13 protein-coding genes are annotated in these 15,709 nt (G+C 43.9%); 3 read left to right on the top strand and 10 right to left on the bottom strand.

Going from position 1 to position 15,709, the window contains the following annotated elements; translation table 11 throughout:
• Positions 1 to 194: 194 nt before the first annotated feature.
• The 3 genes from G590_RS0103065 to G590_RS0103075 all read left to right on the top strand — a co-directional run bounded on the left by G590_RS0103065 (position 195) and on the right by G590_RS0103075 (position 3,646).
• Positions 195 to 1,550, top strand: coding sequence for an ABC transporter substrate-binding protein (locus G590_RS0103065; RefSeq protein WP_022764206.1), 1,356 nt, complete (start codon positions 195 to 197; stop codon positions 1,548 to 1,550).
• Between the two features lie 129 nt (positions 1,551 to 1,679).
• Positions 1,680 to 2,777 carry a carbohydrate ABC transporter permease gene (locus G590_RS0103070; RefSeq protein WP_022764207.1) on the top strand — a complete coding sequence of 366 codons (1,098 nt, stop codon included), beginning with the start codon at positions 1,680 to 1,682 and terminating at the stop codon, positions 2,775 to 2,777.
• Entirely contained in the window at positions 2,777 to 3,646 is an 870-nt protein-coding gene (locus G590_RS0103075; RefSeq protein WP_022764208.1) for a carbohydrate ABC transporter permease, read from the top strand. The genes G590_RS0103070 and G590_RS0103075 overlap by 1 nt, the downstream gene beginning before the upstream one ends.
• 166 nt (positions 3,647 to 3,812) lie before the next feature.
• On the opposite strand, the gene G590_RS18225 is transcribed toward G590_RS0103075, so the two are convergent.
• The 10 genes from G590_RS18225 to G590_RS0103120 form a co-directional block, all read right to left on the bottom strand.
• A complete protein-coding gene (locus G590_RS18225; RefSeq protein WP_022764209.1) occupies positions 3,813 to 5,954 on the bottom strand; it encodes a glycoside hydrolase family 2 TIM barrel-domain containing protein in 2,142 nt (713 codons plus the stop codon).
• Between the two features lie 4 nt (positions 5,955 to 5,958).
• Positions 5,959 to 7,827, bottom strand: coding sequence for a glycoside hydrolase family 35 protein (locus G590_RS0103085; protein ID WP_022764210.1), 1,869 nt, complete (start codon positions 7,825 to 7,827; stop codon positions 5,959 to 5,961).
• Positions 7,828 to 7,914: 87 nt separating this feature from the next.
• Positions 7,915 to 9,579: an ABC transporter substrate-binding protein gene (locus G590_RS0103090; protein WP_022764211.1), complete on the bottom strand. Its 1,665-nt coding sequence runs from the start codon at positions 9,577 to 9,579 to the stop codon at positions 7,915 to 7,917.
• A gap of 72 nt (positions 9,580 to 9,651) precedes the next feature.
• Complete coding sequence (locus G590_RS21805) at positions 9,652 to 10,104, bottom strand: carbohydrate ABC transporter permease (RefSeq protein ID WP_330361663.1); 453 nt, start codon at positions 10,102 to 10,104, stop codon at positions 9,652 to 9,654.
• Positions 10,105 to 10,131: 27 nt separating this feature from the next.
• Complete coding sequence (locus tag G590_RS21810; protein ID WP_330361664.1) at positions 10,132 to 10,578, bottom strand: hypothetical protein; 447 nt, start codon at positions 10,576 to 10,578, stop codon at positions 10,132 to 10,134.
• A gap of 21 nt (positions 10,579 to 10,599) precedes the next feature.
• Positions 10,600 to 11,553 carry an ABC transporter permease gene (locus G590_RS0103100; protein WP_022764212.1) on the bottom strand — a complete coding sequence of 318 codons (954 nt, stop codon included), beginning with the start codon at positions 11,551 to 11,553 and terminating at the stop codon, positions 10,600 to 10,602.
• A gap of 232 nt (positions 11,554 to 11,785) precedes the next feature.
• Positions 11,786 to 12,835, bottom strand: a complete 1,050-nt coding sequence (locus G590_RS0103105) for a LacI family DNA-binding transcriptional regulator (RefSeq protein WP_022764213.1) — start codon at positions 12,833 to 12,835, stop codon at positions 11,786 to 11,788.
• Between the two features lie 150 nt (positions 12,836 to 12,985).
• On the bottom strand, positions 12,986 to 13,810 hold the full coding sequence (locus tag G590_RS0103110; RefSeq protein ID WP_022764214.1) for a cell division protein ZapB: 825 nt from the start codon (positions 13,808 to 13,810) through the stop codon (positions 12,986 to 12,988).
• 43 nt (positions 13,811 to 13,853) lie between these two features.
• Positions 13,854 to 14,654, bottom strand: coding sequence for a class B sortase (locus G590_RS20380; RefSeq protein ID WP_022764215.1), 801 nt, complete (start codon positions 14,652 to 14,654; stop codon positions 13,854 to 13,856).
• A 4-nt stretch (positions 14,655 to 14,658) separates the two neighbouring features.
• Positions 14,659 to 15,609, bottom strand: a complete 951-nt coding sequence (locus G590_RS0103120) for an LCP family protein (RefSeq protein WP_242829756.1) — start codon at positions 15,607 to 15,609, stop codon at positions 14,659 to 14,661.
• Between the last annotated feature and the right edge of the window lie 100 nt (positions 15,610 to 15,709).

The raw sequence follows: 15,709 nt of genomic DNA on the forward strand, positions 1-15,709 counted from the left end.
AACGTAATCGTTTAAGCCCACTAGGCACGCCAACTTATGCGCAAAAGTATGCAAAGAGACAAGACTTTTTAGATTTGTTCTATTGAATTTTGTGCAGATGTGTGATATTTTGAATTTAGCGTACAACTTATGCGCAAAAGTAACCGCCAAAACTTTTGCATGTTATGGCAGAATGCACAAAAGGAGGAAAAGAAATGAAAAAGAAACTCATCTCAGCAGTTCTTGCAAGCGCAATGGTTCTTTCACTTGCAGCTTGTGGAACTACAGGTACTACCGGTACCGACACAACAGCAGCACCTGCTGAAAACGCAGATGCTACAACACAGGAAGCAGCTCCTGCAGACACAGCAGCTACTGAGGCTCCCGCTGCCACAGAAGCTACAGGTGATCTCGGAGAGGTTCGTCTTCTTAACGGTAAGCCTGAGATCAATGATCAGATGCAGGCTCTTGCAGCTAAGTACAACGAGGAGACAGGAAACACTCTTATCGTTGAGACAATCGGTGGCGACACAAACGCTTCTGACGAGCTCAAGAAAATGTATCAGGCTGACAACATGCCTGACATCTTCGTAATCGAAGCTAACCAGGCAGCTAACTGGGACGGCATGCTTGCTGATCTTTCAGGTGAAGACTGGACAAACAAGACAGGTTTCGAACTTACAAACGAGACAATGGGAACAATCGGATTCCCTTACACAGTTGAGGCTACAGCTCTTGGTTACAACGCTGATGTCCTTAAGGCTGCAGGTGTAGATCCCGCTTCTCTTACAAGCCCTGATGCTTGGAAGGCAGCTTGCGAGACACTTGATTCCAAGAAGGATGAACTTGGTCTCACAGCAGTATTCGGATGGTGCGCAGAGCCTACAAACCTTGGATGGTCTTCAGGTACACACGTATTTGGTCAGTATCTTGATGCAGGTCTTAAGGCCGACGACACAACATACATCGATCTTCTTAACGACGGTGGAAAGATTGATGAAGCAAGAATGAAGAACTTTGCAGAGTTCATCGGAATGATGAACCAGTACTCAGATCCTGCTCTTCTTATCGACGGAACATATGACACACAGGTTGCAGGATTTAAGGAAGGCAAGTATGCATTCATCACACAGGGTAACTGGTGTGTAACATCTCCTGATGATGTAAGCTTCGAGTGCGGATTCGCTCCTTATGCATTTGAGGATGGAATCAACACAATCATCGCAGGACCACCTTCATACTGGGTAGCATATTCAAACGGTAACGTTGAAGGCGCTAAGGCATTCTTCAACTGGTGCGCAGGCGATTCAGCTCAGAACATCCTTGTAAACGATGCAGGTCTTGTATCACCTTTCGATGATTGCCAGTATGAGGCAGTTAACCCATTCTACAAGAGCATGAACAGCTACATCACAGCAGGCAACTACTCAGGATGGCACACAATGCTCAAGAAGGACGGCCTTCAGAACCAGACATGTAACGTATTTGCAGATTACGCAAAGGGCAAGCTTGACGCTGACGGATTTGTTTCTACAATGGCTCAGGTAATCTCAAGCTACTACGCACAGTAATAAGTCTTTTTTCACAAGGTATTTCTAAACTATAGGGTATATTTACGGGCAGGGATATTTTCTACCCTGCCCGTTTATATAAATATCAACTAATTATTTATTTCCAAACTCAGAAAGGGGGATTTTCTAATGGGTACATTTTCTACCGGCAGAAAGGTTGCTTCTTTTGGTAGCCTTATCCTGGGACTTGTGCTTACGATTGCCGGGCTTGGACTTTCCATGACCGGAGCAGGCGACCTTATCTTAGGTACGTTGCCCATTAACGGAACACCAACACCTATTATATTCGGAAGAGGTGCTATGTTCGTAATTGGTATAGTCCTGTTCTTCGTAGGCCTGTATCTTTTCCCGACATTTAAACATCACCGCGCCATTGTAAACGTTATTTTCCTGTTCCCACTGCTGTTTGCATTCGGAGTAACAGTAATCATTCCTCTGTTCCTTGGTATCGGATATTCCTTCACCGACTGGAACGGAATCATAATGCACAAGTTCGTGGGATTCGCCAACTACACAAGAATGTTTGGCCAGACAGCTTTCCTGTGGTCAATACTTCTTACATTCCTATTCGTTGTATTTAACATGATCCTTGTTAATCTGGTAGCTTTCCTGCTTGCACTTTTGTGCACATCAAGGATCAAAGGCCTTGGATTCTTCAGGGCTGCTTACTTCCTCCCCAACCTTATCGGAGGAATCGTACTCGGTTACATCTGGCAGTTCATTTTCAGTAACGTTGTCACCAAGTTTACCGGTACATACTCAATGCTTTCGGACACAAAGACAGCATTTGTTGCTATCATCATCGTATATATATGGCAGTATGCAGGCTACATAATGCTCATCTACATCACCGGACTTAATACCATCCCGGGAGATGTGCTTGAGGCATCAGCCATCGACGGAGCAAATCCTCTGCAGACTCTTTTCAACATCAAGATTCCTATGATTGCTCCTACTATTACAATATGTACATTCCTTACACTTACATCAGCATTCAAACAGTTCGATGTAAACCTTGCACTCACAAACGGTAAGGGATCAGTTCAGTTCCTCGGTGAGTATATCGCTAACGGTACAGAGATGCTCGCACTTAACATCTACTCCACAGCGGTAATCAATAACGATTATGCACTGGGCCAGGCCAAGGCAGTCCTGTTCTTTATCATCCTGGCAGCTGTATCTATCATGCAGGTACGTATATCTAATAAGAAGGAGGTGGAATTATAATGCATACAAAAGAAAAGCCCGTAACCGTTGCAATCAGACTTGTTATTGCAGTAATCATCGCAGCTTATGTATTGTTCCCATTCTTCCTTCTGGTTATTAACTCAGGAAAAGAGACATCAAACATTACAGCTAATCCTGTAAGCTTTGTAGGATCAAGCCTTGGACAGTTTAAGTTCAACATACACGAAGTTATCAACGATCCTAACTTCCTGTTCTGGAGATCCTTCGGATACTCAGCACTGATCACCGTTGTATCCCTTGTTCTTCTTTCTTTATTCGGAGCAATGGCAGCATGGGTTATCTGCAGAAACAAGACAGTTTGGTCAACAATCATTTACTTTACATTCATCGCATCAATGATCATCCCATTCCAGGTAGTAATGCTTCCACTTATCTCTACCTTCCGTGATGTGGGTAAGTTCATCGGAATCCCGATGCTTCAGTCAGTACCCGGAATTGTATTTGCTTATCTGGGATTCGGCGGAGCTATGACAGTATTCATCCTAAACGGCTTTATCAAGGGCGTTCCTTTCGACCTTGAAGAGGCTGCTTCAATCGATGGATGTACACCGGAGCAGACATTCTTCCAGATCATCTTCCCGCTGCTTACACCGGTTATCACAACCGTTACAATCCTTAACGGTATGTGGATCTGGAACGACTACCTTCTTCCATCCATGATGCTTGGACAGAACGGCAAAGTAATGACTATTCCTATCGCCATCCAGAAGTTCGTTGGATCATACGTAAAGCGTTGGGACAGAATTCTTCCCGCTGCACTGCTTGCTATCATCCCGATGATCATCATCTTCCTTATCGCTCAGAAACAGATTATGGAAGGAATGATTGAGGGTGCGGTAAAGGGCTAACTTCCTTATTAATAACAACGGAATCTCTTTCATATATACATAAAGAACCCCCGGCATTCGCAAGAATGTCGGGGATTTTGCATGTAAACAAAGAGGGCTCTGCAGTATACGAAACCAATGTTAGCCCTGAGCCGCTGAGCAGTCTCTTCTAATTTCAGTTTCTTCATTATATATTTACCGTTGTAATAAGCTCCGTCTTATCACTTAACAGTTCCTTGACAGAAACATCTATATCTCCGGCAGCCATCCGCCTTATATATATCGCAAGCCTTCCATCCAATGTTTTCCTGTGATCCGAAGTATAAGGGGTAAGGTCGGATAAATCGCCGTTGTCGATTCCCGCTAGTTCTCCTGCTCCGCTCACCTGTACCAGAATATCTTTTTCCGGAAGACTGTCAGGAACTTTTAGAAGTATCTGATAAAGATATCCTATATCATTGGAGTTCTCCGCGAATTCCGTATCTGCTTCAGCAGTGTTCAAAAGCTCAGGCTTCCAAAGCTCTACAGACATTTCATCAATTTTTTCTTCAGAAACGCCCACACCTTCCCAAAGCCTGCTTCTTTCTGCAAACTCTTTTTTGGCAAAGCCCGCAGTAGTGATAAATCCGGCAGAAGATCCTCTGATGGGCCATCCGGCGGCTTCACCCAGATAATCAATTCCTGTCCAGATAAACTGTCCACACACGTATCTGTTATCTTCTACAATCTTCCAAGCTTCAGGGCTATGACCGTTTTCGCTTCCAAGAAAGGTCTTCTGCGGAAAACGCTTGTGGTCCTCAGCGTATAGATGCTCTTTGTAGTTATAGCCTACAACATCTATTTCATCTATAAATCCGATCCTGGTTGACAGCTCGGGAAATGCAGCCGCTAAGGTTACAGGCCTTGTGTCATCCTCATCCTTTACTATAGATACAAGCTCACGTGCCAGAACCTTAAGTCTCTCCATATTAGGTTTATTGGCATCATACTGTCTCTCGGCAGCCGGCTTGTTTTTGTCATTATTACCTGTCATCTCCGAAAACATCGGGTGGCAATAAGGATCATTGGGGTAATCTATTTCGTTACCTATACTATACAGGATCACTGAAGGATGGTTTCTGTCTCTCCGGACCATAGTCCTTAGGTCTGCCTCATGCCACGCGGGAAAGTCCTCGTAATATCCCTGATGTTTGGGCGGATATACATTATGTCCTGTGGACCACTTGTTTTTCGGATTTTCCCACTCGTCAAAAGCCTCATCCATCATCATAAAACCAAGTTCGTCGCACAGGTCATATAGCTCGGGCATGTGCGGATTGTGACTGCACCTTATTGCGTTGCATCCCGATCTTTTCAGAAGTTCAAGGCGTCTTCTCCACACTTCCTTTTTCATGGCAGTGCCCAGGCATCCACCGTCATGGTGAACACATACGCCCTTGAACTTCATGCTCTTTCCGTTAAGAAAAAAACCTTCATCCGGATCAAAAGAAAATGTCCTCAAGCCAACCTTTTTCCTGTCGGCAACATAGCTCGTATCTCCCAAAGTGATCCTTGTTTCCAGCGTGTACAGATACGGAGAATCAGGGCTCCACAGCTTTGGATCGCTTAATTCCCCGAAAACCTCGATCACTCCCGTACCACCTTCTGCCGGCACCTTCTCACTCTCCATGGTAAGGACAGCATTTCCTTCCTCATCAAAGAGCATATTTTGTACGACAACGCTTTCCTGTTCTTTCTCACGATCAGCCGCATCTATCAGTAATTCATTTCTGACAGATACTTTGGCAAAAGACAAATCGCCGTCTCTCTCAACACTGTCACACCTGAAGAATATCCCATCCACAGACGGTGCAGTCTTCTCAGAGATCATCAGACTGGCCTTGCGCGTTATGCCGCTGCCGGTAAACCATCTTGAATCCGCAATATCTGTATGAACCACTTTGACACTGATCTGTAAAGGTTCATCCCCAAAGCATGCCTGCTCGGAAATATCATAGCTGATCTGCGCATAGCCGCTGGGTCTTTTCCCAAGGAAATAACTGTTAACCCATACATAGCTGTTCTTGTAGATCCCATCAAATATGAGTGTGATCCTCTTGCCGCGGTACTCCTCCGGAATACAGATGCTCGTCCTGTACCATGCGATTCCGCCGCGAAGATATCCCGTTCCACTGGAATACTCCTTTGAAAAAGGCGCCATCACAGAAAAATCATGAGGAAGCGTAACCTTCTCCCAGCTGCTGTCATCATAGCCCTTGTACCAGGCATCCTCGCAGTCGCCATAATGAAATTTCCAGTTATCTGTAAGGATAATTCTCTTTGTATCCATAGTCTCAACCTATATCCGGCTCATCCTTTAGTTCTATGCTGTCTGTGTGTTTTCCCTCAGTCTCAAAGACAATGATCTCGTTTTCTCCTGTTTTAAGGAGCGGTGCAGGAAGATATAATCTCTTCTGAGGGCCGATCTCCCAGAATCTTCCGAGGTTAAATCCATTTACGAAAATAACACCCTTTCCCCAGCCTTCAAAGTCAATAAATGTGTCGCCTTTTTCGTCTACATCAAATGTAAAGCGGTAAAAAGCAGGAGTTCCTTCTTTATAATCCTTATTGAAATCCACCTTATCCACGTTATCAAGGGGAAGCGTGTAAATATCCCAATCGTTGTGGATATGGCCGTTGATCTGAACGCATCTTCCAATGCCTTTTCTCTGTGTTTCCATACGTGGGCCGAAATTGACTCTTCCCATATTTTCAACCAGAATATCAAACTTCTCGTTAAGTCCAACAAGTGAACCTGTAGAAAGTCCGGCCTCACCTATTGCTGCAGGAGCTTCCTCCTGAGTCAGTCCCCTCTCCATCATAAACTTACCGGCGAGGAACTGCGCGGGTTTGCTGCATGCAAGATATTTCCCAAGAGGGATATTGTGTTCAACATCCAGTTCATGATCATAAAGAGTAATAAGAGGATTTTCATCGACGAATACGTTAGCTCTGTCTGCTGCCTCCCAGAGTTTTAACCTGGCAATTCCTGCCTCGGAATGCAGCGTTGTCCTATACAGAATATATCCGTAGTTCTGATCAAGTTCCTCCATGTTTACCGTATACGGAAGATGCACTGCGTTGCTGATATCATCTACTACAGAGAACAGACTTACCTTATCTTTGCAAGTCAGCCTGCCATAGCTTTTTCGCTTAATATCTGCAGTAAACTCTACTTCCGGAACATCCGCATATTTTGAAATGATCTCTTTGTACTTTTTATATTTCTCGGTAATCCTTCCATCCTCTGTAAGGATACCGTCATAGTCATAACTAGTAACGTCAGGGGTAAGCTCGTCATAATAATTTGATCCGTTCGTGAATCCGAAATTAGTGCCGCCCTGGAACATATAGATGCTCACATTTCCAAGCTCCAGCATCTTATCAAGGTCCTTACTGCTCTCGACAAGGTTGCCTTTCATATGTCCGCCGTTGCCCCAGTGGTCAAACCAGCCAACCCAGAATTCTGCACACATCAAAGGACCATCACCGGTATATTCCTTTAATACGTTAAATCTCTCTTCGGTTCTTGATCCGAAATTCCCGGTAGGATGAGCGTCTTTTGCATAACCACCGCGATAACTTTCATGGTATGGTCCGTCTGAGGTAATAAGCGGTACAGTAACGCCCAGCTTTCTCATAAGATCCACCATGAAGCTCATGTACTCATGGTCGTTGGCATAGTATCCATACTCATTCTCGACCTGCATGAGAATAACATTGCCGCCATTGTCGATCTGGTATCCGGTGATCACAGGCATAAGTACTTTATAATAATCTTCCACCGCATCCATAAAGGGTTTATAACTGACCCTCAGGCGCATGTTCCTATCCTTTAGAAGCCATGCCGGAAGTCCGCCAAATTCCCACTCTGCACAGATGTATGGTGAGGGCCTTAGTATAATATAAAGCCCCATCTCAGTTGCCAGCTTAATAAAGCTTTCCACATCAGCCAGCCCCTTGAAATTAAACTCGCCTTTTTTTGGCTCTGTCAGGTTCCATGGAATGTAAGTTTCAACCGTATTGCATCCAAGAGCCTTCAGTTTTTCCAGTCGGTCTCTCCAGTATTCAGGCACAGTTCTGAAATAGTGAAAAGAGCCTGCTATCACTTTAAAAGGTTTATCATTAAGGTAAAAAGTATCTCTGATCTCAAATTTTCCCATTTTTCTCTACTCTATACAAAAGGAATACTGCTCCAATGATGAAACAGTATTCCTTTTTTATTTTTACTTATGTTTTTTGGCAGTCAATTACTTATAGAGTTCATCAAACTGAGCCTGAAGCTCTGCTGTAACATCTTCGATACCTGCAGTCTTGAGAGCTGCCTGCATCTCTGCTACGATATCCTCAGCGCTTCCATTGTAAAGGCCATAAGAAATCTGCTTCATGTAGTTTGTATACTGTTCATTGCAGTTATCAATCTTGCCCTGGATGCTGTCTACATCAGGAACGAACTGTCCGTATGGGTAGTCGATCTTGATCTTGTCGTATTCAGCGTAAAGCTTATCGATTGCATCCCAGTTTCTTGTAGCATCCTTGATCTCAAGATCATCATTTCTGCCCCACCAGTAGTTGGTCATACCATTGATGTTCTGTGTATCTGCATTGAATCCCTCAGGTGTAATACGAAGTCCGTTGTCATCAAGATCCCATGAAACTCCCTTGATACCATAGCAGAAGAGATCATAGCACTCAGGATCGTTTCTCAGAAGGTCATAAACCATAAGAGCGCGCTCAGGGTGATCACTTCCTGCAGAAACAGCCATTGCACCGTGTGTGATTGAAAGTGCAATCACATTACCTGTCTCTTCGCCCCAGTAGAACATTCCAACTTCAGCCTTAGGATCATCCTGGAAAATGGTATTTGCAGGTGTAGCTGAGCAAAGATCTGTCCATGTCTGTGTGTGGTGCTGCTCAACAGCAACATCGCCTACACGGAACTCATCACGATTGCTTCCTGATGTGTTGTTAAGTACGTCTGTAGGCCATATTCCTGCCTCAGCCCATTCCTTCATAAGCTTAGCATATTCAACAAGTGAATCTGTCTCAGTAAGAGCAGGTGTTGTGATTGTGTAAAGGTCATTCTTAGAGCCGCCCCAAAGAGCACCTGAGCAGATACCATCGATAGGCACGAAGTCTGTATGTGAAGCAATCCATCCGTTAGCCATCTGTGAGTACTGTGTTCCGTCTGAATCCCATACATACTTAAGATCTGTCTTGTTCTCTTTGCACCACTTAACATAGGTTGTCATATCTTCCCAGCTATGAACACCGTTTGCAAGACCGGCTTCTTTAGCCCAGTCAAGACGATAGATCCAGCCATGGTTAGTCCACTGTGCATAGTTATCTTCAGGCATCAGATAAATATCACCATTGTACTTGCAGAGCTCCCAATGGTCTGCAGGAACACTTGCCCATGTCTGAGGTGCGTATGTCTTGAGCATATCTTCTGAAAGCTCAAGGAAAGCTCCGTTTTTAGCATTTGGCCATGCATCAAGCCAGTCAGAAGCTGTTCCTACAAGGTCTACACTTCCGTCCATACGTGCAAGTGTAAGGTTGTAGTTTGAAAGATAATCCGTCCAAGGAATATAGTAGATCTCAAGCTCTGCATTTACCTTCTCGGTAAGAATAGCATTGAGCTCATCAAGCATTGCATTAAGATTGGCTTCCTTCTCACTTCCTGACTCCGGCGGATCTCCTGTGGTCATGTAAGAGATAACCACATGCTCGGATGTATCGATTGCAGCAGCATCTGCCCCGGCAGATGTATCCGCATTTTCTGTACTTGCTGACTGAGTCTGTGCTGCTGTATTGTCAGCTCCTGTCGTTGTGCTGTCAGCAGTAGATGAACCGCAGGCAGCGATTCCCATTACCATGCTTACGCTAAGTAATGTTGCCAATAACTTTTTCTTCATTTCTTTCCTCCTTTGAAACTTTCTTTTATATTTCTACCTTGTTTTACAAGGAAGTGTTCTCAGCAAGTGTTCTCAGCCTTTTACAGCTCCAACTGTAATTCCGCCGATAAAGTACTTCTGAACGAAAGGATAAAGAAGTACGATCGGGCCGGTGGCAAGAACCGCATTGGCCATCTTAACACTCTGCTCAGGAATGTCTGTAAGAGTTACGTACTGACCGGCAACTGAATTGCGCAGAGCATCAAGCTTATTAACAATCTCATAAAGTGTGTACTGCAAAGGCTTAACCGTTACCTTAGCTGTAAGGAACAGTGAAGACTGATACCACTCATTCCAATAACCCAGAGCCAGGAAAAGACCTATTGTAGCAAGGGCAGGTTTGATCATTGGCAGGATAAGCTGCACAAAAATCGTCATATCCCCCGCGCCGTCAATCTTGCCGGACTCAGTTATTTCATGAGGAATCTGCTTGATGAAATTCTTCATAAGAATAATGAGCCATGGTGACATCATAAGCGGAAACAATACTGCCAGGTAGCTGTCAAGCAGCTTTTAGGTCTGTGTCATGAGCAGATAGTAGGGTGCAAGTCCAGCACTGAATAAGCTCGTAAAATAGATGTAGAAAGAGATTGCATTTCTAAACGGAAAGTCTTTTCTCTGAAGCGCATAACCTGTCATGGCGATGATCAAAAGGCCGCATACAGTACCTACAACCGTCAGAATGATTGTAAGCAGATAAGATTTCCAGATATTACCGCTTCCTATTACCATCTCGTAAGCCTTGAGTGTAAAGTCCCTCGGAATCAGCTGAACACCGTTGTTTCTTATATATGATTCACTGGTGAATGAAGTGCCGATTATGATGAGGAATGGAAAAACACACGCTACAGCATAAAGTGTTACAAGAACATATCCGATGCCTCTTACTACGTAATCCGACGCTCCAAGTTTTATCTTTGAATTTGAAGCTTCAAACTCAATATCTTTATTCTTAGCCATTATCTAAAAGCTCCTTTATCATCAGAATAATGAATAGTCCGGATCTATCTTCTTAACCGCAAAGTTGGCAAGCATTACAATTGCAAAACCTACCAGAGACTGATAGAAACCAACCGCAGATGCAGTCGAGAAATTAAAGTCTGACATCGTAGCTCTGTAAACGAAGGTCTCGATGATATCCGTTGTCTCGTAGAGAACCGAATTGGATCCGATTATGTTCCAGAACAGTCCGAAGTTACCTCTTACAATTCCGCCCAAAGCAAACAGGATAAGGATTACTATTGTAGGACGAAGCGATGGCAGGATGATGTACCTGATACGCTGGAAAGCATTGGCTCCGTCAACCTTGGCAGCTTCGATTATCTCGGCGTCAATTCCGCAGATGGCTGCAAAATAAACAACTGAATTGTAACCGGTCTGCTGCCACAGATGGATCAGCACTATAAGCCACGGCCAAACCGACGGATCTGAGTACGGCTGCCATTTAGCCTTGCCCAAAGCTACAAGTATCTCATTAACAAAACCTGTATCATAGTTCAAAAGAGAGTAAACCAGAAGACCTACAAGAACCTGTGAGATGAAATACGGCAGGAACATCAGTGTCTGTGACACCTTCTTGAACATCTTGGCTCTGATCTCATTTAGAAGGATTGCGATGATAACCGCTACCAGATTACCGAGAATAATGAACGCCAGGTTGTAGAGAACAGTATTTCTTGTAAGGGAAAAGAGCTTTCCCGACTCTGCCAGGAATTCAAAATTCTGAAGTCCCACAAATTTACTTCCGAATATGCCCTTGCGGTAGTTGTACTTAACAAATGCAACCCAGATGCCCGGCATCGGCATATAACTGAACATAAAGAAAAAGACTATCGCAGGCAGACACATAAGTTCAAGGACTCTGTATCTCCAGATCGTTTCCAAAATCCCACGTTTTTTAACACCCGCAGAAGCCTTCTCTGTCTTGTTACTCATATCTTCCTCCCCACTGCCATGTTTACGGCCGCATGCACATTGACGATATATTTATTGTGCATTATTACTATTTGCAACCGATTTCATATTTTGATTTAATCATATTTGCACTAGATAAGTCAACAGATTTTCTGAAACCGATTGCAATTTTAGCGATATGCAACAAAATAGCGAAGCCAATTTGTTGACTTCGCCGTAATTATGTCCAATATCAAATTATCGTTTGCAAATATTATTTTTTAGCCACACCTGAGCTCTCCCTAATTACGAGCTTAGGAGTAATGATCTGAACCTGCTCAACCTCTTCTCCCCTTGCAGCTGCTATGGCTGTATCGATGAGGACTTTGCCATAATTCTCGTAATCATAGTCAATGCTGGTGAGTTTGGGAATAGTAAGTTCCGCAATATAAGTATTATCAAAGCTGACAAGAGATATGTCTTCCGGAATCCTGAGGCCGTGCTCACGGATGCTCCTTACTGCTCCACTGGCAGCAAAGTCATTGATAGCCACAATGGCTGTCGGCCTGTCTTCGAGCTCCAGTATCTGATTAGTACACTCATAGCCGGATTCGGGATCGTATGTACCGTTTATTACATATTCACCCTTTTCTTTTATCCCATGTCTTCTGAGAACCTCTTGATATTTGAGGTACTTGTAATAGGTGGAGGTTACTCTCATCTCTCCGCCAACCAGAGCAATCTTTTCATGACCAAGCCGGATAAGATGCTCCATTACAGTATCCATGGCTCCGGATTCATCGATGACTACGCTGTGGACAGAGGTCTTATCCAGTTTACCTGTTACAATGACCGGTGTCTTCTCGCAGATGCCTCTGACCTTCAGAGCATAGTCCTCGTCTGTAATGAGGTCATCAACTCTTCCGCCCATCTGGATGATGGCATCTACTTTCTGCTGCAGCATGATATCAAGCTGAGCTCGTTCTCTTTCGTTTTCGCCAAGGCTGTTAGATAGCACAACACTGTATCCGGCCTTCTCAGCTGCCAGCTCGCAGGCTACAAAAAGTGCGGAATAGTAAGGGTTTCTGACATCAGCAGCTATAATACCGATATTCTTGGTGGCGGTATCGGACAAGCCCTTTGCAAGTGCGTTAGGCTTAAAGTTATACTTCTCAATAAGCTTTTGTATTCTTTCTTTCTTTTCCTTGCGCACTGAAGCACTTCCGTTGAGAACACGCGAAACTGTTGACGCAGAAACACCTGCTTCCTCAGCTATATCATAGATTGTCATCGTTTTTGAGTTGCCTGTCCTGTCTTTGTCCATAAAAAACTCCGTCATAAGTTTTTGTGAAACCGATTTCAAAATTAATATTACGGGATTGCCATACCACTGTCAAGGCAATAACATCAAGAAGACCCGGCATACTTAAATGCCGGGTCTATCATTTTATTTATAAACAGGAAGCGCGTATTATCAGTTTGTACTTGCCAGAGCCGGAACTCTTATAAACGCAAGCACACCATGTCTTGTCATATTGACAATAACGTGGTCCTTACGGATCTCAGATACCGTAAGCTGAACCCATTTGCCATTCTGAAGCTGATAAACAGCAATATTGTCGTTATCTGTAACGCCACCGACAAAGAAATTAACTCTGGCAGTTGCGAAATTTACACCTGGCGAACTTGTTGTTACTGTGTTGATAAGGTTTCCACCAACACTGGCAGCAAGATTCTTGGCAGAAGTAACTGTTCCACCATCGGGCTGAGCCACCATAAATGTGGCATTACTTTTAACGCCGTTGATTTCAATCTTTCTAACCGGATAGATAACACTTCCGTTGTAGTATGCTGAATTGCTACTGCCTCCGGAGCTTGATACTTTTCCTGAGCCGCCGCCTGAGCCGCCACCTGAAGGTGCAGGCTTTCCGTTAATGGCTGACGTAAGTCTCTCCACACTTGACTGGAGAGCAGCATTTGAACTGATCAGAGCATCATTGGAATTTACGAGATCCTGATTTGAATTCATCAGATCCTGATTTGATTCTCTTAGATTCAAATTGGATTCCCGCAAGTTTAAATTGGACTCTTGCAAATTCAAATTGGACTGCTGCAGATTCATATTAGACTGCTGCAGATTCTCATTGGACTTCTGAAGAGCTTCAATGGCTTCCACAAGCTTCTGGATGTCTTCCGCAGTAATACTATTGGAACCCGTTGCCGGTTCCGCAGCACATACTGCCAGGGTAGAAGAAACCAACATGACAGATGTAAGAATAGTAGCTAGTATCCTTTTCATAAACACGCCTCCATATCTAATATTTGTTTATGCTCCTATATTGTTACCATCCGGACTCAGAGTCTGGGTCTGAATAGTCAATATCTCTGTCAATTGTGCCTGCGACATCTCCCACAAGACATCCAACAAGCACTATCTCTTTGGATGGATCTGCCGGGTCCTGCGTCGTTAACGTAATGATAAAGTTCTTTGGCGTCACAGCGTATTCCCAGCCGTTTCTGATTATCTTGTTCATACTTCTGGAACTGTATATTTCATTAAGAAATTCCTGGCATCCGTAAGCATTCGTAAAATCGTACTGTTCCAGTATTCTGTTACTATTTCTTGTATAAGCGGCAAAGGTATAATAGATCAGCGCATTTCCTTCTATATAGCAATAAATATAAGGCCGATCCTCAAAATACGTTCTGTCCAAAAATTTACTCAGTCCGGCAAACATTGTTCCATCGCTTGGACTTGATCCATGCACAACTTCATTAAAGTCACACATATTGGTCAGATTAGCCGCTTCGATGTATAATGCTCCCTTTGGATCCGGCTCTTTTAGCAGATTGTGATCCTTGTAAAAAGAGTCATCTCCCTGATCGCTTTGAAGAATAGGATAATCAATTTCCGTATCCGGGATATACAGCCATGCAAATATATCTCCGTTAGTCTTCTTAAGTTCTGCGATGTCAATGTGTGAATCAGCCGCAGACTCATCTCTTCCGCCTTTAACAGCGCCTTCATCCTCCTTTGATGTCTTTAACCCACAGCTCACCAAAGAAATTAACGAAAATACGCACACAGCAATTCTGAGCGCACTTATCCCATCTACTTTTATATTTCGGCCAAAAGTCCTCATATCTTTAGTCCACGTTGTCAACTTTTTCGTAAAAAACATCGATTATTGTCTGATACAGATCATCATCATCAACAATGAATTCCTCAAACTCACCCGTTTTCTGATTATGACCCTTTATCATCTTAATATCACTGCTGTCAAAGCTGTAGTTTACAATGTATGGTGCGAGATAACTTATCTCATCTGCAGAAATATTAGTGACCATCATGTCACTGATTGCCTGAAATAGTTCAACCGCCGCATTGTTGTTCTCACTGGCAGTCTTCCTTGCCGCTTCAATGAAACCGTTCAGATACTGCTGCTGCCTCTCGAGTCTTGTATCACTGGACCCATATACGCTGGTATCTCTGGTCCTGACATAGTATAATGCGTCTCTGCCTTCAAGATGTACGCTTTCACCTTCTTTTAGTACCTTGTCATACTTAGTAAGGTCTTCAAGCACCACTACATCAACTCCCCCCACCTTGTCATTGATAGTGGGAATAGCACTCATGTTGATTGCAGCATATCCATGGATCGGAAGCTGATAGAACATATTTGAAACAGCCTTTACCTGATATTCACAGCTCTTTTCCATTCCGTCCCCGAACCCGTGCTGAGTTGCAATCTGGGCAATTACCGTTGTCTGATAACGCCCGTACTCATCATAAACATCAACATCCGTCATTGAATTTCTGTTGATACCTATCACCTTGATGGACTGGGTATGAGGATTTAAAACCAGCAAAAACAATGAATCTGCCTGTCCGCCATCGGTGCCCTCGGCAACTGGCGTCATGGTCTCATCACGTCTGTCTATACCCATGATAAGGAAGGTTATTATATCCTCGTTGTAATCGTAAACAGATCCGTTATATCTCACCCAGTCCGGCTGCCATGCCACGTCCGTACTCGCAGCCGCGACGGGTTCATCCTGCACAAGCATAGGTGTGCTGGTTGCAGATTTGGAACTCAAATTCGATTTTCCAAAGATCCTCATCACCTCAAACCCTGCCATGCCCAAAACAATTAAAGTCATTAAGCTGGCCCAGATAATGAGAAAAACTCTGCCTTTT

Source organism: Butyrivibrio sp. XPD2006, from assembly GCF_000420865.1.
Classification (GTDB): Bacteria; Bacillota; Clostridia; order Lachnospirales; family Lachnospiraceae; genus Butyrivibrio.

Coding starts and splice junctions, on each gene's coding strand:
- G590_RS0103065 (WP_022764206.1), top strand. CDS start 195: ATGAAAAAGAAACTCATCTCAGCAGTTCTTGCAAGCGCAATGGTTCTT.
- G590_RS20380 (WP_022764215.1), bottom strand. CDS start 14,654: ATGAGGACTTTTGGCCGAAATATAAAAGTAGATGGGATAAGTGCGCTC.
- G590_RS0103100 (WP_022764212.1), bottom strand. CDS start 11,553: ATGAGTAACAAGACAGAGAAGGCTTCTGCGGGTGTTAAAAAACGTGGG.
- G590_RS0103075 (WP_022764208.1), top strand. CDS start 2,777: ATGCATACAAAAGAAAAGCCCGTAACCGTTGCAATCAGACTTGTTATT.
- G590_RS18225 (WP_022764209.1), bottom strand. CDS start 5,954: ATGGATACAAAGAGAATTATCCTTACAGATAACTGGAAATTTCATTAT.
- G590_RS0103085 (WP_022764210.1), bottom strand. CDS start 7,827: ATGGGAAAATTTGAGATCAGAGATACTTTTTACCTTAATGATAAACCT.
- G590_RS0103110 (WP_022764214.1), bottom strand. CDS start 13,810: ATGAAAAGGATACTAGCTACTATTCTTACATCTGTCATGTTGGTTTCT.
- G590_RS0103105 (WP_022764213.1), bottom strand. CDS start 12,835: ATGGACAAAGACAGGACAGGCAACTCAAAAACGATGACAATCTATGAT.
- G590_RS21810 (WP_330361664.1), bottom strand. CDS start 10,578: ATGGCTAAGAATAAAGATATTGAGTTTGAAGCTTCAAATTCAAAGATA.
- G590_RS0103090 (WP_022764211.1), bottom strand. CDS start 9,579: ATGAAGAAAAAGTTATTGGCAACATTACTTAGCGTAAGCATGGTAATG.
- G590_RS0103070 (WP_022764207.1), top strand. CDS start 1,680: ATGGGTACATTTTCTACCGGCAGAAAGGTTGCTTCTTTTGGTAGCCTT.